This is a genomic window from Bradyrhizobium sp. I1.14.4 (assembly GCF_050435825.1).
In the GTDB taxonomy this organism is placed as follows: domain Bacteria; phylum Pseudomonadota; class Alphaproteobacteria; order Rhizobiales; family Xanthobacteraceae; genus Bradyrhizobium.
This window is the reverse complement of sequence record NZ_JBNDLA010000013.1, coordinates 55,931-77,382: the sequence shown is the minus strand read 5'-3', so window position 1 is coordinate 77,382 and position 21,452 is coordinate 55,931. Positions and strand designations below refer to the sequence as shown.

At 66.2% G+C, this 21,452-nt stretch carries 19 protein-coding genes; 7 read left to right on the top strand and 12 right to left on the bottom strand.

Annotated features, from left to right (window positions below; translation table 11 throughout):
- Positions 1–71 precede the first annotated feature (71 nt).
- Complete coding sequence (locus ABIB78_RS24475) at positions 72–1,028, bottom strand: LysR family transcriptional regulator (RefSeq protein WP_429029157.1); 957 nt, start codon at positions 1,026–1,028, stop codon at positions 72–74.
- A 39-nt stretch (positions 1,029–1,067) separates the two neighbouring features.
- Between ABIB78_RS24475 and ABIB78_RS24470 the strand changes: the two genes are divergently transcribed.
- Both ABIB78_RS24470 and ABIB78_RS24465 read left to right on the top strand, forming a co-directional pair.
- The gene (locus ABIB78_RS24470) at positions 1,068–2,036 is read left to right on the top strand and encodes a hypothetical protein (protein ID WP_429029156.1); all 969 of its coding nucleotides are present in this window, start codon (positions 1,068–1,070) and stop codon (positions 2,034–2,036) included.
- Entirely contained in the window at positions 2,033–3,046 is a 1,014-nt protein-coding gene (locus ABIB78_RS24465) for a DUF2891 domain-containing protein (protein WP_429029155.1), read from the top strand. The genes ABIB78_RS24470 and ABIB78_RS24465 overlap by 4 nt, the downstream gene beginning before the upstream one ends.
- A gap of 12 nt (positions 3,047–3,058) precedes the next feature.
- On the opposite strand, the gene ABIB78_RS24460 is transcribed toward ABIB78_RS24465, so the two are convergent.
- The 8 genes from ABIB78_RS24460 to ubiE all read right to left on the bottom strand — a co-directional run bounded on the left by ABIB78_RS24460 (position 3,059) and on the right by ubiE (position 12,927).
- Positions 3,059–3,781, bottom strand: coding sequence for a nucleotidyltransferase family protein (locus ABIB78_RS24460; protein ID WP_429029232.1), 723 nt, complete (start codon positions 3,779–3,781; stop codon positions 3,059–3,061).
- Between the two features lie 116 nt (positions 3,782–3,897).
- Positions 3,898–4,218: a PilZ domain-containing protein gene (locus ABIB78_RS24455; protein ID WP_429029154.1), complete on the bottom strand. Its 321-nt coding sequence runs from the start codon at positions 4,216–4,218 to the stop codon at positions 3,898–3,900.
- Between the two features lie 87 nt (positions 4,219–4,305).
- Positions 4,306–5,829 carry a tRNA (adenosine(37)-N6)-threonylcarbamoyltransferase complex ATPase subunit type 1 TsaE gene (tsaE, locus tag ABIB78_RS24450; RefSeq protein ID WP_429029153.1) on the bottom strand — a complete coding sequence of 508 codons (1,524 nt, stop codon included), beginning with the start codon at positions 5,827–5,829 and terminating at the stop codon, positions 4,306–4,308.
- Positions 5,826–8,336, bottom strand: coding sequence for an ATP-binding protein (locus ABIB78_RS24445; protein ID WP_429029152.1), 2,511 nt, complete (start codon positions 8,334–8,336; stop codon positions 5,826–5,828). The genes tsaE and ABIB78_RS24445 overlap by 4 nt, the downstream gene beginning before the upstream one ends.
- A gap of 326 nt (positions 8,337–8,662) precedes the next feature.
- On the bottom strand, positions 8,663–9,121 hold the full coding sequence (dut, locus tag ABIB78_RS24440; protein ID WP_429029151.1) for a dUTP diphosphatase: 459 nt from the start codon (positions 9,119–9,121) through the stop codon (positions 8,663–8,665).
- Positions 9,118–10,542 (bottom strand): bifunctional phosphopantothenoylcysteine decarboxylase/phosphopantothenate--cysteine ligase CoaBC, encoded by a 1,425-nt coding sequence (gene coaBC, locus ABIB78_RS24435; RefSeq protein ID WP_429029150.1) that lies wholly within the window; start codon positions 10,540–10,542, stop codon positions 9,118–9,120. Before coaBC ends, dut begins: the two co-directional genes overlap by 4 nt.
- Before the next feature lie 52 nt (positions 10,543–10,594).
- Positions 10,595–12,169: a 2-polyprenylphenol 6-hydroxylase gene (ubiB, locus tag ABIB78_RS24430; RefSeq protein WP_429029149.1), complete on the bottom strand. Its 1,575-nt coding sequence runs from the start codon at positions 12,167–12,169 to the stop codon at positions 10,595–10,597.
- The gene (gene ubiE, locus ABIB78_RS24425) at positions 12,166–12,927 is read right to left on the bottom strand and encodes a bifunctional demethylmenaquinone methyltransferase/2-methoxy-6-polyprenyl-1,4-benzoquinol methylase UbiE (RefSeq protein WP_429029148.1); all 762 of its coding nucleotides are present in this window, start codon (positions 12,925–12,927) and stop codon (positions 12,166–12,168) included. Before ubiE ends, ubiB begins: the two co-directional genes overlap by 4 nt.
- A gap of 162 nt (positions 12,928–13,089) precedes the next feature.
- On the opposite strand from ubiE, the gene mutM reads away from it, so the two are divergent.
- From mutM to ggt, 3 genes are all read left to right on the top strand, one after another.
- Complete coding sequence (mutM, locus tag ABIB78_RS24420) at positions 13,090–13,995, top strand: bifunctional DNA-formamidopyrimidine glycosylase/DNA-(apurinic or apyrimidinic site) lyase (RefSeq protein ID WP_429029147.1); 906 nt, start codon at positions 13,090–13,092, stop codon at positions 13,993–13,995.
- A 1-nt stretch (position 13,996) separates the two neighbouring features.
- Positions 13,997–14,560, top strand: a complete 564-nt coding sequence (locus ABIB78_RS24415; RefSeq protein WP_429029146.1) for a GNAT family N-acetyltransferase — start codon at positions 13,997–13,999, stop codon at positions 14,558–14,560.
- A gap of 123 nt (positions 14,561–14,683) precedes the next feature.
- The gene (gene ggt, locus ABIB78_RS24410; protein ID WP_429029231.1) at positions 14,684–16,363 is read left to right on the top strand and encodes a gamma-glutamyltransferase; all 1,680 of its coding nucleotides are present in this window, start codon (positions 14,684–14,686) and stop codon (positions 16,361–16,363) included.
- 175 nt (positions 16,364–16,538) lie between these two features.
- Here ggt and ABIB78_RS24405 read toward each other — a convergent pair whose 3' ends face one another.
- On the bottom strand, positions 16,539–17,912 hold the full coding sequence (locus ABIB78_RS24405; protein WP_429029145.1) for a serine protease: 1,374 nt from the start codon (positions 17,910–17,912) through the stop codon (positions 16,539–16,541).
- Positions 17,913–18,132: 220 nt separating this feature from the next.
- Here ABIB78_RS24405 and ABIB78_RS24400 point away from each other — a divergent pair, with 220 nt between their 5' ends.
- Positions 18,133–18,933 carry a HesA/MoeB/ThiF family protein gene (locus ABIB78_RS24400; protein WP_429029144.1) on the top strand — a complete coding sequence of 267 codons (801 nt, stop codon included), beginning with the start codon at positions 18,133–18,135 and terminating at the stop codon, positions 18,931–18,933.
- Between the two features lie 4 nt (positions 18,934–18,937).
- On the opposite strand, the gene ABIB78_RS24395 is transcribed toward ABIB78_RS24400, so the two are convergent.
- On the bottom strand, positions 18,938–19,123 hold the full coding sequence (locus ABIB78_RS24395) for a hypothetical protein (RefSeq protein ID WP_429029143.1): 186 nt from the start codon (positions 19,121–19,123) through the stop codon (positions 18,938–18,940).
- On the opposite strand from ABIB78_RS24395, the gene ABIB78_RS24390 reads away from it, so the two are divergent.
- Positions 19,123–20,034, top strand: a complete 912-nt coding sequence (locus ABIB78_RS24390) for a LysR family transcriptional regulator (protein ID WP_429029142.1) — start codon at positions 19,123–19,125, stop codon at positions 20,032–20,034. The genes ABIB78_RS24395 and ABIB78_RS24390 overlap by 1 nt on opposite strands.
- Before the next feature lie 269 nt (positions 20,035–20,303).
- Here the strand turns inward: ABIB78_RS24390 and ABIB78_RS24385 are convergent, their stop codons facing one another.
- The gene (locus ABIB78_RS24385; RefSeq protein ID WP_429029141.1) at positions 20,304–21,308 is read right to left on the bottom strand and encodes a 2-hydroxyacid dehydrogenase; all 1,005 of its coding nucleotides are present in this window, start codon (positions 21,306–21,308) and stop codon (positions 20,304–20,306) included.
- Positions 21,309–21,452 lie beyond the last annotated feature (144 nt).

The following is a 21,452-nucleotide window of genomic DNA, read 5'->3' as shown; positions in this document are numbered from 1 at the left end:
GATTCGGATCAGGCGCCAATATAGGGAGCGGCGGCCGTCGTTAGCCACCCCTGTCAGTCAACCGTCACCGCTCAATATCGCAGCCGGCCGGCGCAGCGATCGACGGCATCCAGGAACCAGCGCAGCGCCGGATCATCAGCGGCGCGGCTGAGATGGATGAGGTCGATCACGAAGGCAGGGATGTCGATCGGCGGCATGATGACGGCAATTTCGGCGAGATGCGTGAAGCGGAGGGCGACGCGCTCCGCCATCGTGGCGATGAGATCGGTGCCAGCCACGGCGAAGGGAACGGCCACCACATGCGCAAGCGTCACGGCCACCCGTCGCTTCAGTCCATGGCGCGCCAGCAGCGCGTCGATCACGCTCGGCAGGCCATCGCCGCCGGCCGCCGAGAACAGCGCGTGCGGCAGGGTCGCATAGTCCTCCAGGCTCAGGCGCTCCGATCGGCTCGCGCGCGCGGCGTCGTGGATGCAGACGAAGCGTTCCTCGAACAGCCGGTGCCGGACACAGCGCGGCGAGCCGGGCAGGTGGCCGCCGATCAGTGCATCGAGTTCGGCGCGCTCCAGCTTCGCCAGCGCCGCCGTCGCGTCGGTCAGCGGACGCACGGCGAGGTCGATGCCGGGCGCTTCCCTGCGCAACAGGCGCGTCAGTTCCGGCACCAGAACGAGATCGCCGTAGTCGGTCGCGGCGATGGTGATGCGCCGTCGCGCGGTGGACGGATCGAAGGCCTGATCGGGCGCCAGCGCGCCCCTGATCTGCCGCAACGCCTCGCCGATCGGCCCGGCCAGCGCGAGTGCCTTTTCGGTCGGCTGCATGCCTGCACCGGCGCGCAGGAACAATTCGTCCGCAAACAGTGCGCGCAGTCGCCGCAACGCGCTGCTCATGGACGGCTGAGCCAACCCGATGCGCCCGGCCGCCCGGGTGACGTGGCGCTCCTCCATCAGCGCCTCGAAGGCGACCAGCAGGTTGAGATCGACGGCAGCTAAATTCATAACAACAATAGTGCTTATAGTAATAATCAATTTCAACAATGATTTGCCCGGACATATGATCCTGGGCAGGACACCATGACGAGACCCAGAGACGTTTCCAAAGACCTACCCAACGATTTGGCGCGATCATTCGCCGGGCTGCTGCCGCGCGGGCCGACCTTGTTGATCATCGGCGTCCTGGCCGGGCTGGCTTTCCCTGCCTTGGCGGACAGCGTGCGCCCGCTGATGGCGGCGGCGATCTTCATCCTGGTGCTCGGCACCTTTCTGCACGTCGACGGCTTGGCTTTCCGGCGCGCGTTGCGGCGTCCGCTGGTTTGGCTGCTGTTACCTGCGCTCGCGATGCTGGTGTGTCCGCTTGCGGTCGGCCTCGCAGCGCGAGGCGCCGGATTTCGACCGGAACTGATCGTCGCGCTGGTGCTGTCGGTCTGCGCGCCGCCGTCGAGCGGCACGGCGGCGGTCGCCCGCATGCTTGGCCTCAACGCGACCATTCCGCTTGCCGTGACGCTGCTGTCGATGGCACTGGCGCCGATCACCGTGCCGCTGATCGCAGCGGGATTTGCTGATCTCGCGCTCGATCCGCTGGCGCTCGCGACGCGGCTGGCGCGGCTGGTTGGCGGTGCGGGCGCGCTGGCGTTGCTGTTTCGCCGTCGGGCCGCTGCACAATTGGTGCAGCATTCCCGTATCATCGACGCCGTCGTGCTCGCCTCGTTGTTGCTGTTCGCCGTTGCCACCATGGCCGGGGTGCGTGCGCAGATCGAGACGCAGCCGATCGCCGCGATGACCTGTGTCGGCCTCGCCTTCGCCTGCAATCTCGCGCTGCAAATGCTCGGTGCCCTGCTGACGCCGGGGCCGCTCGCTGCGCGGTTGACCAGCGGCCTCATTCTCGGCAACCGCAATGTCGGACTGGTCTGGTCGGCGATGGGCGCGGCGGTGTCGCCGATGACGGCGTTGTTCTTCGCGGCCACACAGTTTCCGATCTATATGACGCCGCGCCTGATCGAGATGCTGGTTCGGCGCGCACAAACGGAGAATACCTCACCATGAGCGCGACGATCCTGACCGAACACCTCGCCGTCCGTTTCGCCCGCATCGCGCTCGGCCATGTCACGCGCGAATATCCGAACAAGCCGGATCATGTGCTGGCGGGGCCGCAGGACGCGCGCACGCCGCGCGAGCTGCATCCGGTGTTCTTCGGCAGCTACGACTGGCACTCCTGCGTCCACAGCTACTGGATGCTCGCCCGGCTGCTGCGCCGCTATCCGGCATCCGAAGCTGCGGATGATATCCGCACCCTGTTCGACGCGCAGTTCGTCACGGAGAAGATCGCGGCCGAATGCGCCTATCTCGCGGCCCCGACCGCACGCGGCTTCAAGCGGCCTTATGGCTGGGGCTGGCTCCTGAAACTCGCGGCAGAGCTCGCGCTGCTCGACGACATCAATTGGCGCGACCGCATCGCGCCGCTTGCCGAGATTTTCGCGCAGCGCTTTCGCGATTTCCTGCCGCTCGCCACCTATCCGGTGCGGGTCGGGACGCATTTCAACACCGCGTTCGGGCTTCGCATGGCCGCCGACTACGCCGCGGCGACGCAGGACGATGCATTCCACGCGCTGTTACGCGAGACGGCCCTGCGTTGGTACGGAGCCGATCAGGACTGCCCCGCCTGGGGTGAGCCGAGCGGCGACGACTTCCAGTCCTCCGCGCTGATCGAGGCGGAATGCATACGCCGGCTGCTGGGGCCGGGCGACTTCCTGCCCTGGTTCGACCGCTTCCTGCCACGGCTGGCACAACATGAACCCGAAACACTGTTCCGGCCGGCCATGGTCACCGATCGCACTGACGGCAAGCTTGCGCATCTTGATGGGCTCAATCTCAGCCGGGCATGGTGCTGGCGGGCGCTGGCCGGCGCGTTGCCGGAGGGTGATGCGCGCCGTCCGATCCTGCTGGATGCCGCGCGCCGCCATCTCGACGCCGGCCTGCCGCATATCGCCAGCGACTATATGGGTGAACACTGGCTTGCGAGTTTTGCGGTGCTCGCCATCGATCTGGATGGCTGACGACGGCGTCGTTTAAGCGACGCTTTCCAGGAAGGCTTCTTCCGCGGCCTGGATTGCGTCGGGGGTTCCGACATGCATCCAGACGCCGTCGAGGCGCAGGCCGAACAGTCGCTCCTGCTCGTTGGCGCGATCGAACATCTTGGTCAGTGAGAACTCGCCGACCGGCGCGTCCGCGAACAGCGCAGGCGACATGATCGCGGCGCCGGCATAGACGAACGGCACCACCTGGTGCTCCCGCCGTTTGCGCAGCGCGCCGTCCGGCAACATCGTGTAATCGCCGCGCCCGCTATAGCCGATGCTCGAGGCGGTCGGCGCCATCAGCAGCAGGATATCCATCCGGGCGGGATCGAACGTTTCCGCCAGCCGCGCCAAATTGGAGCGCACGCCATCGATCCACATCGTGTCCGCGTTGACATGATAGAACGGAGCATCGCCGAGCAGCGGCAGCGCCTTCACCACTGCGCCGCCGGTGCCGAGCACCTCGTCGCGTTCGTCGGAGATGATCACACGGGGGCGGCTTCGAGTCTTGACGTGCTCGATGATCTGGTCGGGCAGATAGTGCACGTTCACGACGGCTTCGCCGACGCCGGCACCGGCGAGCTTGTCGAGCACATGGTCGAGCAACGGCTGGCCGGCGACGCTGATCAGCGGCTTCGGCATCGTGTCGGTCAACGGGCGCATGCGCACGCCGAGGCCCGCAGCGAGCACCATGGCTTTATGGGGAGTGACGGGCATCTTCCGGATATTCTCGGTCATCATCTCTCATGCGCCGATCATATCACGGCGATTCGGCAAGCACATCAATCAGACGCCATAGTCACGGGACATGACGGCCTTAAGACGGCAATGGCCTAGACGTCGGCAGCCTGCGCGCCGCGTCGGGCAGTTTTCTTCTTCTTGTCGCCTTGTTTGAGGAAGTTGACGCCGATCTGGTCGCCATTGACCCATGCCAGCTCGCAGCGGCGATAGGCCAATCCTGTGGACGACAGCAGCAGAAAAAACTCCTTCAGGTTCAGGCCCTCGACCGAGCCGTCGACGGAGAGCTTGGCGCCCGTCTCCGACACGTCTTCCATGGTGCAGTCGCGCCGCCAGGTGCCGTCAATGCCCATCATGTGCGCCGCTATGCCGCGCTCAAACGTGACACGATCGCCCCTGCGTCGTTCCGTCCCCATGGTGTGGTCCTGCTCCCGATCCGGCCGCGCCTTGGATGAGGTGCGGCCGCTGCAACCTTAGGGGACCTGAGGCTAATAACCCGTAAACTACGGTACCGGGGGAGGGACGTTGGCTGTGTACCAGACGCGGAAAGCAGCCAGCGCCGGATGAGCCAGCGACCGCTCGAGATAGGTCCAGATTCGCGGCTGGTGCTTCATATATTGCGGCTTGCCGTCGCGGCCGTTGAGTCGCGCGAAGGTGCCAAGCAGGCGGGTGTTTCGCTGTACCGACATGATCGCATAGAGTTCGGCGAAGGCAGCCGGATCGAAGCTTTCGTCGGTCGCGCGCCGCGCCTTGATATAGCGGGTCAGCAGCGCCAGTTCGAGCTGCTCGGGCACGGCAATCCGCGCATCCTGCAGCAGCGACACCACGTCATAGGCGGCCGGGCCGAGCACCGCGTCCTGGAAGTCGATGATGCCGACACGCAGGATGCCGGTACGCTCGGCAAGCCAGATGATGTTCGGCGAATGAAAGTCGCGGATCACCCAGGTCCGCGGTGCGGCGGCCGGCTTTTGCAGAAGCCCGCGCCACATCCCGAGAAATTCGGCGCGGAGATCCTCGCTCCGCTGCACGCCGTGGTCGGGCAAGTACCATTCCAGCATCAGCCCGATCTCGATCAGCCAGGCGTCGATATCGAACACCGGGATAGCGTAGCTCTCGTCGGTGGTCAGCGGCAGCGTGTCGGGCAGCGCCTCGCGATGCAGCGCCGCCAGCATGTCGACGGCGGCCTCATAACGCTCGGCGATCGGCTGCGGCGGATCGCCCTCGATCACGCCTTCGGCGCCGAGATCCTCGGTGATCAGGAAGCCGGCTTCGAGATCGGTGTGCCGGATCGCAGGCGCCGAGAAACCCTGCTTGCGCAAGCCGTTTCCGATCGCGACGAAGGGGCGGACGTCCTCGGCGAGATGCACCGCCGCGCTGTAGGACCTGCCGTTGTAGATCGCCGGACCGTCGGGTCGGCGCGGCGAGTTCATCAGGATGACGGTGCCGTCGTCGTTGCGCAGCCGGGCATAGGAGCGTGTCGAGGCATCGCCCGGCATGCGCTCGCGCCGGGCGTTGAGGAAGCCCGCGCGCTCGAGGAACTGGCGCAGCTCGTTGAGTCGCGCGACCTTCGCCGCGCCTTTGCCATGGCCGGTGATCTCGGCCGCGCGTGCGGCTGATCCGAGCGCCGGGCGGTGGCTGAACGCGATGTCGATGCGATCGGCGGGCATCGCGTCGGGCGCGCGTTCTGGCCATTCGATCAGCGCCACGATGTCGTCGGGCAGCGGCGACAGCCCGATCTCCTCGAGCTCGCTGGCGTCGTTGATGCGGTAGAGGTCGGCATGGACCAGCGGAAACGACGGCAGCTCGTAGCTCTGGGCCAACGTGAAGGTCGGGCTCGGCACTTCCAGCGTATCGTCGGCGGCGAGGTAGCGGATCAGCGCGCGAGCGGCCGCGGTCTTGCCGGCGCCAAGGTCGCCCGACAGCGTGATGACGTCGCCGGCCCCGATCAGGAGGGCGAGGTCTGCCATCAGCTCTGACGTCGCGGTTTCGTTCGCGAGCGCCACCGAGAATGTCGAGGTCGCGATCATTCCGCGGCGTTGCGATGTGCGGTCTGGTCGATCGGGAAGTCGCAGGTCACGGTCGTGCCTCGGCCTACCGTCGAATCGACGCGCACCCGTCCGCCATGCAGTTCGACGAAGGAGCGGACCAGCGACAGGCCGAGCCCCGCGCCGCGATGCCGCGAGCCGTGGGAATGGCTCTCGAACCAGTCGAACACCTTGTCCCGCATCTCGGCCGGAATGCCGGGACCGGCGTCGGTCACCGCGAACACCACGCTGTGCTCGGTGCGGTGCGCGCTGATCGTGACGGTGGCGTCATGCGGCGAGAAGCCGACCGCGTTGGCGAGCAGATTGTAGAGCACCTGCACGACGCGCCGCTCGTCGCCGACGAAAGCGCCGATGTCGGGCTCGATATCGACCTTGAGCGTGATGCGGTCGGTCGCCAGGCGGTCCTGGATGCCTTCGGCGGCGGCCTCGATCGCCTGGCCGATATTGACCGGACCGAGCTCGAGCTTCATCGCACCGGCGTCGATGGTGGCGAGATCGAGAATGTTGTTGGTCAGCGCCAGCAGCGCATTGGTCGATTTGGTGACGTAGTCGAGATATTCGGCCTGCTTCGGCGTCAGCGGTCCGGTCGAGGGATCGCTGAGGAAATGCGCGAAGCCGATGATGGTGGTGAGCGGCGCGCGCAGCTCGTAGGAGACGTGGTGGACGAAATCCACCTTCATCTGGTCGGCGGCTTCCAGTGCCTCGTTGCGCTCGCGCAGCGCCCGCTCGACATTCTCGGTGTCGGTGATGTCCTGGAAGGCGAGCAGGGTCTTGCCGTCGGGCAGCGGGATGGTCATGCAATTCAGCACGCTGCCGTCCTTGCGCTCGAGCTTCAGCGCGACCTGGGCGCGGTTCTCGATCGCGGTGATCTGCTCGCGCAGCGTTCGCCAGGTCAGCGCATCGTCGAACAACGGCCTGCACAGCGCTTCCACTGCCTCGATATGCGGCTCGTCCTGCAGCGCATCGGCCGGCAGCTTCCACATCTTGGCGAAGGGCGGGTTGAACAATTCCGCGCGGCCGTTGCTGCCGAACACCGCGACCGCTTCGCCGAGATTGTCGAGGGTTTCGCGCTGCACCCGCGTCAGGCGGTCGTAGCGGCGCGCGAGGTCGAGGCTCTCGGTGACGTTGTCGAACAGATAGGTGACACCGCCCTCGAGGTTCGGCGTGGTGACGACGCTGATGGCGCGGCCGTCGGGCAGGAACCAGGTGTAGGTTTCGGATTCGACCGCGCGATAGGCCTCGTGCAGCTTGGCCTTCCAGGCGCGGAAGTCCGGCTGCTCGGGCAGCTTGCGGTTGGCGCGCAGCCGGTCCAGCACGCTGGAATCGTCGGGATTGCCGTCGAGGAAAGCCTGGTCGAGGCCCCACAACCGCCGATAGGACTCGTTGTAGAAGGTGAGCCGTCGGTCGGCATCGAACACCGCGACACCAGAGGACAGTTGGTCGAGCGTGCGCCGGTGCGCCTCGACCATCCGTGCGATCGCCGCGCGCAACGCCGCGGCCTCGCTGGCGTCGATCGCGATGCCGGCGCTGCCACCGGAGAGCTTCAGCGCCTGCACGTCGTAGATCCGCCGCTCGCCGCTGACGACGATCGGCAGCCGTGCGGCGTAATTGGCATTGTCGTTCAGCGCGCGGGTCAATTCAGTGCGCTGGTCGCTTTCGAGCAGTTCGAGATTGCGCTGGAGCGCATCTGTGACGCTCTTGCCTTCAGTGGCGCGGACATAGGCCGCGTTGGCATAGCGCAGATTGCCCTCGAGGCTCTTGGCCCAGATCGGCCACGGCGCGGCGGCGGCGAAATCGCGCAGCAGCTCGGTCTCCTCCTGCAGCGCCTTGTGGCGCAGGTTCGCTTCCGCGAGTTCGCGGCGCAGGCCGCCGAGCTCACGGATCCGCACGATGGCCTGGCCGCCGATCGCGCGGCCCATCGCCTCGATGGCGCGGCCGGCCGATGTCGAGAGGTTGAGCAGGAACGCCTCGCCCTTCTCGCGCAGTGCGTCGACGGAGTGGTCCATCTGCAGTGCCGGCTCGGGCGGCAGCCAGGTTCCGAAAGCGAGGATGCGCTGCGGCGAGCTTTCCTGCGACATCACCAGCGAGATGTCGCCCGAGATCTGTGGCCGGTTGTCGCCCGCGGCCCAGGAGATCAGGACCTGCGGCTCGACGAACAGCAGTGCGCGCAGGCGGTCCGATTGCGCCTGCAGGTCGGTGATCTCGGACTGAAGCTGCTCCTCGTTCCGGGTCGCGCGCAGGCGGGTGCGCATCAAGAGGATCGCAGCCACGGCGGAAAAGCAGACCAGCGCGAACGACGTCGCGAGAACCGCGACCTCCTGGTGATTGAAGCCGAAATGATCCGACATCGCCTGGGCCACCAGGCTCTCGGCGGCAAACGACGTACGGGCCGGCAGCAATGCGGTGATGGCGAGCCCAAGCATGCCGTCGCGCGCCAGTGAGGTGCATGACAGCAGGGTTCGACGCATTGCCGCGACTACGCCCGACATATGTTGCCCCAGAACGCACAAACCCCAGGCATGATCCGGAAAAGAGGAGACCGGTGTTCCCTCACGGCAAACGTATAACGTTTGTCCGGGGATCATGCCCAAGCAGGACCAGACAGCCCGACGAAGACCCCCCGTCGCGCTCGAATCAAAACAGAATAGTCCCAACGGGACTCGGCGAGTAAGAGTCCAGACCGTGAACGCAGAATCAGCTGTAAAAAAATGCGGCTGGCTGATGTGGATTTTACGCGAATTGAGTCCGTAGGCGTGCGGGGAGCGCGCTTGAAGCGTGATCGCCCGGAGAAGTCCGCACACTTCTCCGGCGCGCTCTAGCGTCCGGTCGAGCCGAAGCCGCCGCCGCCGCGCTCGGTTGCCGGCAGCACGTCGACTGGAACCAGCTCGGCTCGGGTGACCGGTGCGATCACCATCTGCGCGATGCGCTCGCCGCGCCGGATCGAAAACGGCACCTCGCTGTGATTGATCAGGAGCACATTGATCTCGCCGCGATAGTCGGCGTCGATCGTGCCGGGCGAGTTCAGCACCGTAATGCCGTATTTCGCGGCAAGCCCGGAGCGCGGCCGGACCTGTGCCTCATAGCCCGGCGGCAGCGCAATCGTCAGCCCGGTCGGAACCATCTCGTAGCGGCCGGGCAGCAGCAGCAGCGGCGCCGACCGCGGCACCGCGGCCAGGAGGTCGAGCCCGGCCGCCTCGGCGGTCTGATAGATCGGCAGCAAAAGATCTGCGCCGTGCGGCAATTGGCGGACTTCAACCTTGATGGTGGCGCTCACGATGCGGTTCCTGCGGCTCTTGCGATACGCGACACCAGCGCGGTCGCGACTTCCTCCTTGGTCATGACCGGCCAGGAGTCGACGGTGACGTCCTTGCCTTCGCGCGAGAGCAGGTGAACGGTGTTGCGGTCGCCGCCCATCACGCCGGTTGCCGGCGAGACGTCGTTGGCGACGATCCAGTCGCAGCCCTTGCGCGCGAACTTCGCCTTGGCGTTCTCGATCAGATGCTCGGTCTCGGCGGCAAAGCCGATCACCAGCGGCGGCCGCTTCTCCTTCAGCTTGGAGATTGTCGCGAGGATGTCGGGGTTCTCGACCAGCTGCAGCGGCGGCATGCCGGCTGCGGTCTTCTTCAGTTTCTGGGCGCCTTCGGTGGCGACCCGCCAGTCGGCGACCGCGGCGGCAAAGATCGCGACATCGACCGGCAGCGCGGCCTCGACCCGGTGCAGCATGTCGCGCGCGGACTCCACGCGCATGACGGAGATGCCTTGGGGATCGGCGAGCTCGACCGGACCGGTCACCAGCACGACCTCGGCGCCGGCGGCGCGGGCGGCGGCGGCGATCGCAAAGCCCTGCTTGCCCGACGAGCGATTGGCGATGTAGCGGACCGGATCGATCGCCTCATGGGTCGGACCGGCCGTGATCAGCACGCGCTTGCCGGAGAGGGGACGCGGCTGCGGCGGCCGCAGCATACGATCGGCTGCGGCGGCGATCTCGGTCGGCTCGGCCATCCGCCCGACACCGGCTTCGCCGGCTTCGGCCATTTCCCCGGCATTGGGGCCGACGGTATGGACGCCGTCACGGCGGAGCTGCAGCACATTGCGGCGGGTGGCCGGGTTGTTCCACATCAGCGGGTTCATCGCCGGCGCCAGCAGGATCGGCCGATTGGCCGCAAGCAGAGTGGCGGTGGCGAGATCATCGGCATGGCCTTGCGCCATCTTGGCCATCAGGTCCGCGGTTGCCGGCGCCACCACGATCAGATCGCAGTCCCGCGCCAGCCTGATATGGCCGGCGTCGAATTCGCTCTCGGCGTCGAACAGGTCGGTGTAGACGCGCTCATGCGACAGCGCGCTGGCGGCGAGCGGGGTCACGAACTGCTGGGCCGCCTTGGTCAGCACGCACCGGACCTCGATGTGCCGCTCCTTGAGCCGCCGGATCAAATCCAGCGCCTTGTAGGCCGCAATTCCGCCGCCGATGATCAACGTGACACGGGGCTCGCCGGCCGCGCCGATGATCCGTGCAACAGGAGCTGCAACTGTCGTGGAACCCGTCCTCGGCGTCTCTGCGGGTTCCGCACCGCCCTCCGCCAGCTCCCGGAGGATCACCCTGATCTCCTCCTCGACCGAGCGCCCGTTTTTGGCGGAGCGCAGCCGCAGATAGGCCTTCAGTGTGTCGTCGAGTTTGCGGATGGTCAGGCTGGCCATGGACATGTCCCCAATATGATTGCGATGCTATCATGCCGTGCATGCATTGCAATCACTGCCCCCTGATGGCGAAAAAGATTCCAATGAGGGCGACGGCAATGACCCACAGGCTGACGGTCTGCAGCCGCGCCTTGCGGGCCTCCGCGCGGGCCATTTCGTCGATCGTGTCCGACGACAGCATATGGCCCTCCCGGGTCATGGTCTCCAGCTGCTCGAGCACCGTCATGGCGCGGTTGGCGATTGCTGGCAGGTTGGAGATGATGCGGCCGATCTCGCCCGCGCCCGACATCGCACCCTGGATGCGGCCGATGGGGCCAAGATTATGCGCGATCCATTCCCGCACCACGGGATCGGCGACCTTCCAGATGTCGAGCTTCGGGTCGAAGCCACGCGCCACACCCTCGACAACCACCATGGTCTTCTGCAGCAGGATCAGCTCCGGCCGCGTCTGCATATCGAACAGGCCGGTGACCTCGAGCAGAAGCGTCAAGAGCTTCGCCATCGAGATTTCCTCGGCGGTCCGGTTGTGGATCGGCTCGCCGATGGCGCGGATCGCTTGCGCGAAATTCTCCACCGAATGGTGGCCCGGCACGTATCCTGCCTCGAAATGCACCTCGGCGACGCGGCGATAGTCGCGGGTGATGAAGCCGAGCAGGATTTCGGCAAGGAAACGCCGCTCCTTCAGCCCGAGCCGCCCCATGATGCCGAAATCGACCGCGACGAGCCGGCCGGCTTCGTCGAGGAACAGATTGCCCGGATGCATGTCGGCATGGAAGAAGCCGTCACGCAGCGCGTGGCGCAGGAAGCTCTGGATCACCTTGCGGCCGAGATCCGGCAGATCGACCTGGGCCCGCGCCAGCCGGGCGTGATCGTTCAGCGCGATGCCGTCGATCCACTCCATCGTCAGCACGCTGTGGGCGGTGCGATCCCAATCCACCGCGGGCACGCGGAAATCCGGATCGTCGCGCGTGTTCTCGGCCATCTCGGACAGCGCGGCCGCCTCGAGCCGCAGGTCCATCTCAATCGCGACCGAGCGCGACATCGTGTTGATGACCTCGATCAGCCTCAAGCGCCGCGCTTCGGCGGAATGTGCTTCCGCCTTGTGCGCAACAAAGAAGAAGTCGCTGAGGTCGCGGCGGAAGCGCGCGGCGACATTGGGCCGGAGCACCTTGACCGCAACCTGGTGCCGCACGCCGTCGCGCTCGACCTCGGCGCGATGCACTTGCGCGATCGAGGCTGCAGCAACCGCAGGACCGAGATGCACAAAGGCTTGCGCCAGCGGCCGTTCCAGCGATTGCGTGAGGACAGCTTCGGCCTCTTCCTGCGCGAATGGCGGCAGCCGGTCCTGCAGGCTTTCGAGATCGAGCGCCATCGCCACGCCGACCACGTCGGGCCGGGTGGCGAGGAATTGCCCGAGCTTGAGATAAGCGGGCCCGAGCCGTGTCAGCGCGCGCGACAGCCGTGGACCGGATTTGGCGGAGCGGCGCTCGATCAGCCGCGCCAGCTTCAGCGCGAGCTGCCCGGGCGGTGGCACCAATGCGGGATCAACGACGCCGAACACGCCTTCGCGCGCAAACACGAAACCGGCGCGGGCAAGGCGCGCGATGTGGGTCAGTGCAGAGATCACAAACGCCAGCCCGAATGCAGCGCCACGATGCCGCCGGAGAGGCTCTGCCACTTCACGCGCGCAAAGCCGGCGGCGCCGATCATTTCGGCGAACGCGTTCGGCCGCGGGAATTTGCGGATCGACTCGACGAGATATTGATAGGACTCGGCGTCACCGGTGACGGCGCGGCCGAGCGGCGGGATCACCTTGAAGGAAAACAGATCGTAGATCCGGTCGAGGCCGGGCACATCGACTGTAGAGAATTCCAGGCACAGGAAGCGGCTGCCGGGCTTGAGCACCCGGTAGGCTTCGCGCAGCGCGTGGTCGATCTGCGGCACGTTGCGGATGCCGAACGCGATGGTGTAGGCGTCGAACGCGCGGTCGGCAAAGCCCAACGCCTCGGCATTGCCCTCGACGAACGACACGCGGTCATCGAGGTGCTGCCTGGCGGCGCGCTCGCGGCCGACGGCGAGCATGTCGGTATTGATGTCGCAGACCGTGGCATGGAAGCCGGTGCCCGCGGTCCTGGCGGCCCGGAACGCGATGTCGCCGGTGCCGCCGGCGACGTCGAGCAGCGCGAACGGCCGGTCGCCCTTTGGCGGATCGAGCGTCGTGATCATGACGTCCTTCCAGGCCCGGTGCAGGCCTACCGACATCAGATCGTTCATCAGGTCGTAGCGTGACGCCACGCTGTGAAACACCTCGTTCACCAGCGTCTGCTTCTCGCCCAGGGGCACGTCCCTGAAGCCGAAATGGGTGGTTTGATCCGGCCGATCCATCACTCAGAACTCTACCTTTTTTGGCCGCGTTATCTTCACGCGAACCGGGACCAATCCCGCATCAAGTGCGGGACAGGCTTCGCTCGAAAACGCTCCAGCCAAACCATAGCGCGGCGGCCGCAATGGCGCTATCACGTCACTTCCAAAAGGTGAATGCCTGCCATGCCGGAATTACCCGAAGTCGAGACCGTCCGCCGCGGCCTGCAACCGGCCATGGAGGGGTCCAAAATCGTCAAGGCCGAGGCCCGCCGCAAAGATTTGCGGTTTCCGTTTCAAAAAGACTTTATCGCCCGGCTCGAGGGCCAAACCATCACCGGGCTCGGCCGCCGGGCCAAATATCTGATGGCGGACCTGAACTCCGGCGACGTGCTGCTGATGCATCTGGGCATGTCGGGCTCATTTCGTGTGCGGAAGGGTGAAGGCGGGGCGACGCCGGGGCAATTCCACCATCCGCGCAGCGAGGATCGCGCGCACGATCACGTCGTGTTCCATATGTCCTCGGGGGCCGCGGTCGTCTTCAACGATCCGCGGCGCTTCGGCTACATGAAGATCATCGCCCGCAACGCGATCGAGGATGAGCCGCTGTTGAAGGGGCTCGGTCCCGAGCCGCTCGGCAACGAGTTCGACGCGGCGATGCTGGCGCGCTCCTGCCACAACAAGAAGACCAGCCTGAAGGCGGCGCTGCTCGATCAGCGCGTAGTCGCGGGACTTGGCAACATCTACGTCTGCGAGGCGCTGTTTCGTTCGCATCTGTCGCCGCGGCGATTGGCCGCGACGCTTGCGACCAAGGCCGGACAACGCAAGGGCCTGGCCGGGGGCGAGCCCACCGACCACGCCAAGCGGCTGGTCGACGCGATCCATTCGGTGCTCAACCAGGCGATCAAGGCCGGCGGCTCCTCGATCAGCGACCATCGATTGACCAACGGCGATCTCGGCTACTTCCAGCACTCGTTCCAGGTCTACGACCGCGAAGGCGAGACGTGCCGCACTTCAGGCTGCGAGGGCATCGTCAGACGGTTCACCCAGAACGGCCGTTCGACGTTCTGGTGTCCGAAATGCCAGAAGTAACATGTTCGAGACGCCATTGATCGAGACGCAGCGGCTGATCCTGCGGCCGCTTGCGCTGTCGGATGCCGCGGCGATTCAGCGTCATTTCAACAATTGGAACGTGATCAAAAATCTCGCCACGGTGGTGCCGTGGCCCTATCCCGGCGACGGCGCGGAAAGTTTCATCAAGCGGGAGCTTTCGAAGATCGCGGCCGGCGAGGAGAGCTATCAATGGGTGCTGATGCTCCGTGCCGGCGACGGCGAGGCGATCGGCAACATCAATTTCCGGCCGCGCGCCGATGACCGCAAGGGCAATCGCGGGTTCTGGCTCGCCGAACCCTACTGGAATCGCGGCCTCATGACCGAGGCGATCGCAGCGGTGAATGATTTCGCTTTCCTGACGCTCGGCCTCGAGAGCTTCCATGTCTGCAATGCGCAGTCCAACGTCGCCTCGCGGCGGGTCAAGCAGAAGACCGGAGCCGAGTTCGTCGGTTTCGTGGAGCTTCCGCACCACAACGGCGAATCCACGGCGGAGAAATGGAAGGTCACGCGCGAGACCTGGTTACGCGATCGCACGACCGCATGACCGCAACGGCGAATGCCGCAGTGAGGAAAATCGCGGCGCCTTGACCGCGCATGCGAGGCCGGCGAGCATCAGTCCTATCGCTCCATCAAGAACGAGAACACAATGACGATGAACGGCATGGCGATGAATGGCAACTGGCGCGATCGCGCCGCGACAAGCTTTCAATGCGAGAAGCAGCCGGCCACCAGCAGCCGCGGCATGGTGGTGAGCAATCATCCGCTGGCATCGAGCGCGGGCGCCGAGATGCTCGCGGCCGGCGGCAACGCAATCGATGCGGCGGTCGCGACCTTGTTCACGCTGACCGTGGTCGAGCCGATGATGGTCGGCATCATCGGCGGCGGCATGGCGCATATCCGCCTCGCCGACGGCAGCCATCGCTTCATCGATGGCCAGAGCACGGTGCCGAAAGCGGTGCGGCCGGATACCTATACCTCGAGGCCCGGTTCGGCGCATGACGTGTTCGACACTGTCGGCAACGAGAATTTGAACGGGCCGAAGGCGGTCGCCGTGCCGGGCTCGTTGAAGGCCTGGTGCGAGACGCTGCGCCGCTTCGGCACCATGAGCCTGGCCGACGTGATGCAGCCCGCGATCAAGCATGCCGCGCGCGGCTATGCGGCGACGCCCTATTTGCACGAATGCATCACCGACGGCGCCGAGGAGATGCTGAAGGACAAGCCGATCTCGGCGATCTACCTGCCCAACGGCACGCCGCTGAGGCCGGGCGAGCGCGTCGTGCAGGCCGAATATGCCGAGACGCTGACATACATCGCGGACCATGGCGACAACGCTCTCTACCAGGGGCCGCTCGGCGATATCCTGGTCGACTACATGAAGAGGAACGGCGGCTTCATCGCGCAAGAGGATCTCGCGACCTACAAGACCGTCGAGCGGCAGCCGATCCGCTGCGACTACCGCGGCTGGGAAATCCTCGGCCCGCCGCCACCCGCGGCGTCGGGCGTGCACATCACGCAGATGCTCAATATCCTAGAAGGCTATGACATCACGCGCCTCGGCTTCGGCACGACTGATACGATCCACCATCTCGCCGAGGTGTTGAAGATCGCCTTTGCCGACCGCGAAGCCGCGAGCGGCGATCCCGCCTATATCAACGTGCCGGTGGAGCGGCTGACCTCGAAGGCCTATGCCGAGGAGCGCCGCCGCGCAATTGATCCTGATCGTGCACAGGCCTGGAGCGCCGGCGTCACGCAGGTCGAAAGCGCGCACACCACGCACATGACCGCGGCGGATGCGATGGGCAATGTGGTCGCGACCACCCAGACCATCAACAATCTGTTCGGGGCCAAGATCCTGATCCCGGGCCTTGGCACCGTGCCGAACAATTACATGAACCTGTTCGATCCGCGGCCGGGACACGCGCTGTCGCTGGCCGCGGGCAAGCGCGTCACCACCTCGATGTCGCCGATGATGGCGCTGCACCACGGCAGACTGGTTTACGCGCTCGGCCTGCCCGGCGGAAAGCGCATCTTTCCGAGTGCGATGCAGGCGCTGATCAATTTGATCGACCACGGCATGAGCCTGCAGGAGGCGGTCGAGGCGCCACGGGTCTGGACCGAGGGCAATGCACTGGAAGTCGAGCAGGCGGTGCCGGAGACCATCCGCGCCGCGCTGGCCGCGAAAGGCCACAGAGTGCAGGTCGTGCCGACGGTGGCCGGCGGCATGAACGCGATCCAGTTTCACGCCGACGGCACGATGTCGGGCGCCGCCTGCTGGCGCGCCGACGGTACGCCGGTCGGCATTGCCGGCGGTCTGGCCCGTGCAGGGGTGCGGTTTGCGTTGAGGTGAGCACCACTGCGCTCCCTCGCTCCGCTCTTGCGGGGTCGAGACGAGCGCAGCTCGCTCTTAGAGGGTTGGGGTGAGGGGCTGCCTCCGCGCGCGGGGCAAGTCGACGGACCTGTACCCCCTCACCCGGATTGCTGCGCAATCCGACCTCTCCCCGCAAGAGCGGGGCGAGGTGACCTTACTTCCGCACGCAGATGACGCGGACCACGGCGGCTTTGGCGTCCGCCGATTCGCCCGCCGCGTTGACGCCATGAGCTTTGAGGAAGTTGCGCACCGTGTCGGCCGGCACCAGCGCGGCCTGCGCCGGCGGGGCCGCGTTTGCGGCGCCCGCGACGATGACGGGCTTCAGCACCGCGATGCCGGCAAATTTGCCGCCACCGTCGAGCGCTGCCGCGCCGGAGAACCCGACCGCTGGCGCCGGTGACAGCGCTGCATCGCCGTCGCCGAGTTGCGCCACCGAAGCCTTGACGCTGCTCGCGGCCGCGCCGCCGCCCTGACTCTGTGGATCGGCGATGCCGGTGATGTCGAGCGCGGTCTGCGTCGCCTGGCCCGCGATGTCGAGCGGCTTCAGCCCGCGCGCGCCGTAGATGCGCAGCAGCGCGAGATCGTGATCCTTGTCGTCGGCGATCCGATCGGCATTACCGTAGCCCGGGATCGTCAGCGCGATACAGTCGTCGGTCACCACGCGGTCGGTGATAATAGCGCCATCGTCGCTGACCACGACGCCGGTGCCATATTCGACGGTCTTGCGCGGCGGAGGGCCGGCCTGTACGCCGGACGGAAATGCGTTGAAGGCGCTCGACATCGCGATCACCACCGGCTCGACGGTGGTCTGCATCGCCTGATCATAGAGAATGGTGAGGATGCGGACCTCGTCACCCTTCAGGGTGCCGCGCAGATAGAACTTCTTCAGCCCCTGGATGCCCGACAGCACGAAGAAATCCGGCTTCACCACGGTGTAGTCGACGGTGCGGCCGGCCGGCCCCTTCTTTTCCTGCTCGGCAAGCTTTGCGGTGGTCGGGCTCGCTTCCTTGCGCCGGGTCAGCAGCACCTGGACGGTGCCGGTCGGCGAGGTCCATTTGGCGCCGGACGCGTCGCTGGTGAGTTGCGGCACCAGCTTGGTGGGAACGCCGAGCCGCGCCCCGGTCGCAGGCTCGGTGACGATCCTCCAGCCGACGCTCTCCTGCCGCCGCCGCGCGGTGTCGGCGAGCGCGCCGCGCTCCTGCGGGTTCAGCACGCCGGTCGGCTTGCCGCCGCGCTTCTTCTGGAATTCCTTGATCGCATTGACCATGCGCTCGCTGACATCGCCTGATATCGCACCGTTATATTCGCCGACCCAGGCAAGGTCGGATTGCAGCGCCAGCCGCTCGGCCTGCGCCATCGCGCTGGCGGTATCCTCCGGCTTCTGCAGCGCGGGACGAACCGGCACTGTCGTCACCGTTTTCGGCTTCGCCCCGGCCGTCGACGGTGGCGTCATCTGGGCGTGCGCGGCGCCCACGCCTGCGGCCATCATGGCCGCGACCGTCAATGTTGCCGAAAGCACCAATCTCATGACAAATCCGGGGAAATGACTGATACCATTGACGTCCACGCAATTAATCACATCTGCTTGGTCGGCAACAACCGCGCTCCGGTTCAGGTTTCAAACCCTCATCCTGAGGAGCGGCGCCAGCCGCGTCTCGAAGGATGAGGCCACGGATGGGCCTTCATGGTTCGAGACGCGCGTGCCGCGCTCCTCACCGTGAGGGGATAGGGGTAGGACTGATGAGACAATGCTGAGTGCCGACGAACTTGAACGCTATGCCCGCCATATCGTGCTGCGCGAGGTGGGCGGCCCCGGCCAGAATGCGCTGAAACAGGCGTCGGTGCTGGTGATCGGCGCCGGCGGCCTCGGCGCGCCGGTGCTGATGTATCTGGCTGCCGCCGGCGTCGGCCGGCTCGGCGTGATCGATGACGATCTTGTCTCGCTCTCCAACCTGCAGCGCCAGATCATCCATTCGACGTCTGACATCGGCAAGCGCAAGGTCGACAGCGCGGCGGCGCAGATTCACGCGCTCAACCCGCATGTGACGTTCGAGCCGCATCCGGAGCGGCTCACCGCCGGCAATGCGATGGAGCTGATCGCGAATTACGATCTTGTGCTCGACGGCTCCGACAATTTCGAGACCCGCTATCTCGTCGCCGATGCCTGCTTCCTCGCGAAGAGGCCGCTGATCACCGCAGCGCTGGGGCAGTTCGACGGTTCGCTGACCACGATCCGCGCCCATGAGAAGAATGCGGAGGGGGTGTTCAACCCGACCTATCGCTGCCTGTTTCCAGAACCGCCGCCGCCGGGCACGGTGCCGGCCTGCGCCGAGGCCGGTGTGATGGGTGCGCTCGCCGGCGTGATGGGATCGATGATGGCGCTGGAGGCGATCCGCGAGCTCGTCGGCTTCGGCGAGGGTCTGGTCGGCCGCCTCCTGATGGTGGATGCGCGCGCGATGCGGTTCGAGACCTTGCGTTACGTGCGCGATCCGCAGAACCCGCTCAACGGTGATGCACCCGGCATCACCGATCTGAGCGGACATCTGTAGTTCGTTAGGACGCGGCCGCGGGCTTTTCGCTGTCCATGTGCCGGAGGTGCTCCTCCGGATAGCGTCCGCCGGCGGCTGCGCCGGGCGGGAATGCCTCGGCCAGTGCCGCAAGATGCGCATCGGTCAGCTTCACGTCGAGCGCGCGGACAAGCTGGACAATCCCGAATAGCTTGTTCACTATGTCGAACAATGCAGGATTTCGAGCTTCGCGACCTCGACGCCTTCGTGGCGGTGGCGCGCACGCGAAATTTCCGGCGCGCCGCGCTGGAGAGCCGCGTCTCGGTTTCGAGCCTCAGCCAGCGCCTGCGCGACATGGAGGAGCGGCTCGGCGTCCGGCTGATGAACCGCACCACCCGCAGCGTCGCGCTGACCGAGGCCGGAGAGCTGCTGCTCGCCCGCGTCGCGCCGGCAATGGTCAACGTCGCCGACGCGATCACGCAGGTCCGCGGTCTGCGCGCCGAGCCGTCGGGGCGCCTGCGCATCAACGCGCCGCCGCCCGCGGTCGATCTCGTGCTGGCGCCGATGATCGCGCCGTTCCTCGCCAGATATCCGCGGGTCGATCTCGACATCGTCGCCGAGAGTGCGTTTGTCGACATCGTCGCGCAGGGCTTTGACGCCGGCGTGCGCTATGGCGAGCACCTGGCGCAGGACATCGTGGCAGTCCCGCTCGGCGCGCCGCAGCGCTTCGCGGTAGTGGCGTCGAGCGACTACGTCGCAAAGCATGGCCGGCCGATGCACCCGAAGGATCTGCTGAAGCATGCCTGCATCCGTACCCGCTTCGGCAGCGGTGCGATCCTCGATTGGAAGTTCGAGAAGAACGGGCGGGTGGTCAAGGTATCGCCGCCGGCCAGGCTGACCGCGACCCATCTCGGCCTCGCGCTGCGCGCGGTCCATGACGGCGTCGGCTACTGGGCGACGTTCGAGGGCTATGTTCGCTACGGCGTCAAATCCGGCGCGCTGGTCAGCGTGCTCGATGACTGGTGTCCGCCGTTTGACGGACCGTTTCTCTACTATCCGAGCCGGCGCCAGCCGCCGCCGGCGCTCGCCGCGTTCGTGGCGTTCGTTGCCGACTGGCGCAAGCAGGCGCGGCGAAACAAGTAAGCGCCGTAGCTCGACGTATCAAGTTGCCTGGTCGAGCGCCGGCCGCACCGGCTACTTTGCATGGGGTTGTTTTCGATATTTTGGCAGCTCGCGCCTGCGACGGCAGGGCTATCGCATATGGCTATCCACGTCCCGTAGCCCCGCAGCCCGGATGAAGCGCGGCGCAATCCGGGGGCGGTCTGTCCGCGGATACGGGCCCCGGATTGCGCGGAGCCTGTCATCGGGCGCGCGTTCGCGCGACCCGTTGGCTCCATCCGGGCTACGTGCACTTACAGCATGCTCGGCAGCACGCGGTCCGGTGGCTTGTGGGCGTCGAGGAAGGTTCGGATGTTGATAATCACCTTCTCGCCCATCTCGACGCGGCCTTCGATGGTGGCCGAGCCCATGTGCGGCAGCAGCGTCACCTTGCCGGCTCTGGCGAGCCGCACCAGCTTCGGGTTTACCGCGGGCTCGTGCTCGTAGACGTCGAGGCCGGCGCCGCCGACGTCGCCGGCTTCGATCAGCTTGATCAGCGTGTCCTCGTCGATCACCTCGCCGCGCGCGGTGTTGACGATATAGGCCTCTTTCCGGATCAGCTTGAGCCGCCGCGCCGAGAGCAGGTGATAGGTCGCCGGCGTATGCGGGCAGTTCACCGAGATGATGTCCATCCGCGCCAGCATCTGGTCGAGGCTTTCCCAATAGGTCGCCCCGAGCTCGTCGGCGATGACAGGCGCCACCGGGCGGCGGTTGTGATAGTGGATCTGCAGGCCAAAGGCGCGGGCGCGGCGCGCCACCGCCTGGCCGATGCGGCCCATGCCGATGATGCCGAGTCGTTTCCCGCCGATGCGGTGGCCGAGCATCCAGGTCGGCGACCAGCCTGCCCAGTGCTGCTTGCCTTCGGTCAGGATCGAGGCGCCTTCGATCATGCGCCTCGGCACCGCAAGGATCAGTGCCATGGTCATGTCGGCGGTGTCCTCGGTCAGCACCTTCGGGGTGTTGGTCACCGTGATGCCGCGGGCATGCGCGGCGGTCACGTCGATATTGTCGACGCCGTTGCCGAAATTGGCGATCATCTTCAGCTTGCAGTCGGGCTGATTGATCACGTCCTCGCGGACCATGTCGGTCACGGTCGGCACCAGCACGTCGGCTGTCCTCGCCGCCTCGGCGATCTGTTCCGGCGTCATCGGCGTGTCGTCGAGATTCAGTCTGGCGTCGAACAGCTCGCGCATCCGGGTCTCGATCGAGTCCGGCAGCTTGCGGGTGACGACGACGAGAGGCTTTTTCTTCACCGACATGTCCTGCTTTCATGGGGCGCACGGCTCGCCAAAAACCGAGCCGTTGAGGCCTCATTAACCCGGTTGTTCGACACTGCTGATAGCCGCGCTGTCCCGGCGTTTCCTTCGCGTTTCCTAGGGTTCCCCGATACTTGCCCCGGCTGT

Coding starts and splice junctions, on each gene's coding strand:
- mutM (WP_429029147.1), top strand. CDS start 13,090: ATGCCGGAATTACCCGAAGTCGAGACCGTCCGCCGCGGCCTGCAACCG.
- ubiE (WP_429029148.1), bottom strand. CDS start 12,927: ATGGATCGGCCGGATCAAACCACCCATTTCGGCTTCAGGGACGTGCCC.
- coaBC (WP_429029150.1), bottom strand. CDS start 10,542: ATGGCCAGCCTGACCATCCGCAAACTCGACGACACACTGAAGGCCTAT.
- ABIB78_RS24415 (WP_429029146.1), top strand. CDS start 13,997: ATGTTCGAGACGCCATTGATCGAGACGCAGCGGCTGATCCTGCGGCCG.
- ABIB78_RS24470 (WP_429029156.1), top strand. CDS start 1,068: ATGACGAGACCCAGAGACGTTTCCAAAGACCTACCCAACGATTTGGCG.
- ABIB78_RS24445 (WP_429029152.1), bottom strand. CDS start 8,336: ATGTCGGGCGTAGTCGCGGCAATGCGTCGAACCCTGCTGTCATGCACC.
- ABIB78_RS24385 (WP_429029141.1), bottom strand. CDS start 21,308: ATGTCGGTGAAGAAAAAGCCTCTCGTCGTCGTCACCCGCAAGCTGCCG.
- ABIB78_RS24405 (WP_429029145.1), bottom strand. CDS start 17,912: ATGAGATTGGTGCTTTCGGCAACATTGACGGTCGCGGCCATGATGGCC.
- ABIB78_RS24460 (WP_429029232.1), bottom strand. CDS start 3,781: ATGCCCGTCACTCCCCATAAAGCCATGGTGCTCGCTGCGGGCCTCGGC.
- ABIB78_RS24465 (WP_429029155.1), top strand. CDS start 2,033: ATGAGCGCGACGATCCTGACCGAACACCTCGCCGTCCGTTTCGCCCGC.
- ggt (WP_429029231.1), top strand. CDS start 14,684: ATGAATGGCAACTGGCGCGATCGCGCCGCGACAAGCTTTCAATGCGAG.
- ABIB78_RS24455 (WP_429029154.1), bottom strand. CDS start 4,218: ATGGGGACGGAACGACGCAGGGGCGATCGTGTCACGTTTGAGCGCGGC.
- tsaE (WP_429029153.1), bottom strand. CDS start 5,829: ATGATCGCGACCTCGACATTCTCGGTGGCGCTCGCGAACGAAACCGCG.
- ABIB78_RS24400 (WP_429029144.1), top strand. CDS start 18,133: ATGCTGAGTGCCGACGAACTTGAACGCTATGCCCGCCATATCGTGCTG.
- ABIB78_RS24390 (WP_429029142.1), top strand. CDS start 19,123: ATGCAGGATTTCGAGCTTCGCGACCTCGACGCCTTCGTGGCGGTGGCG.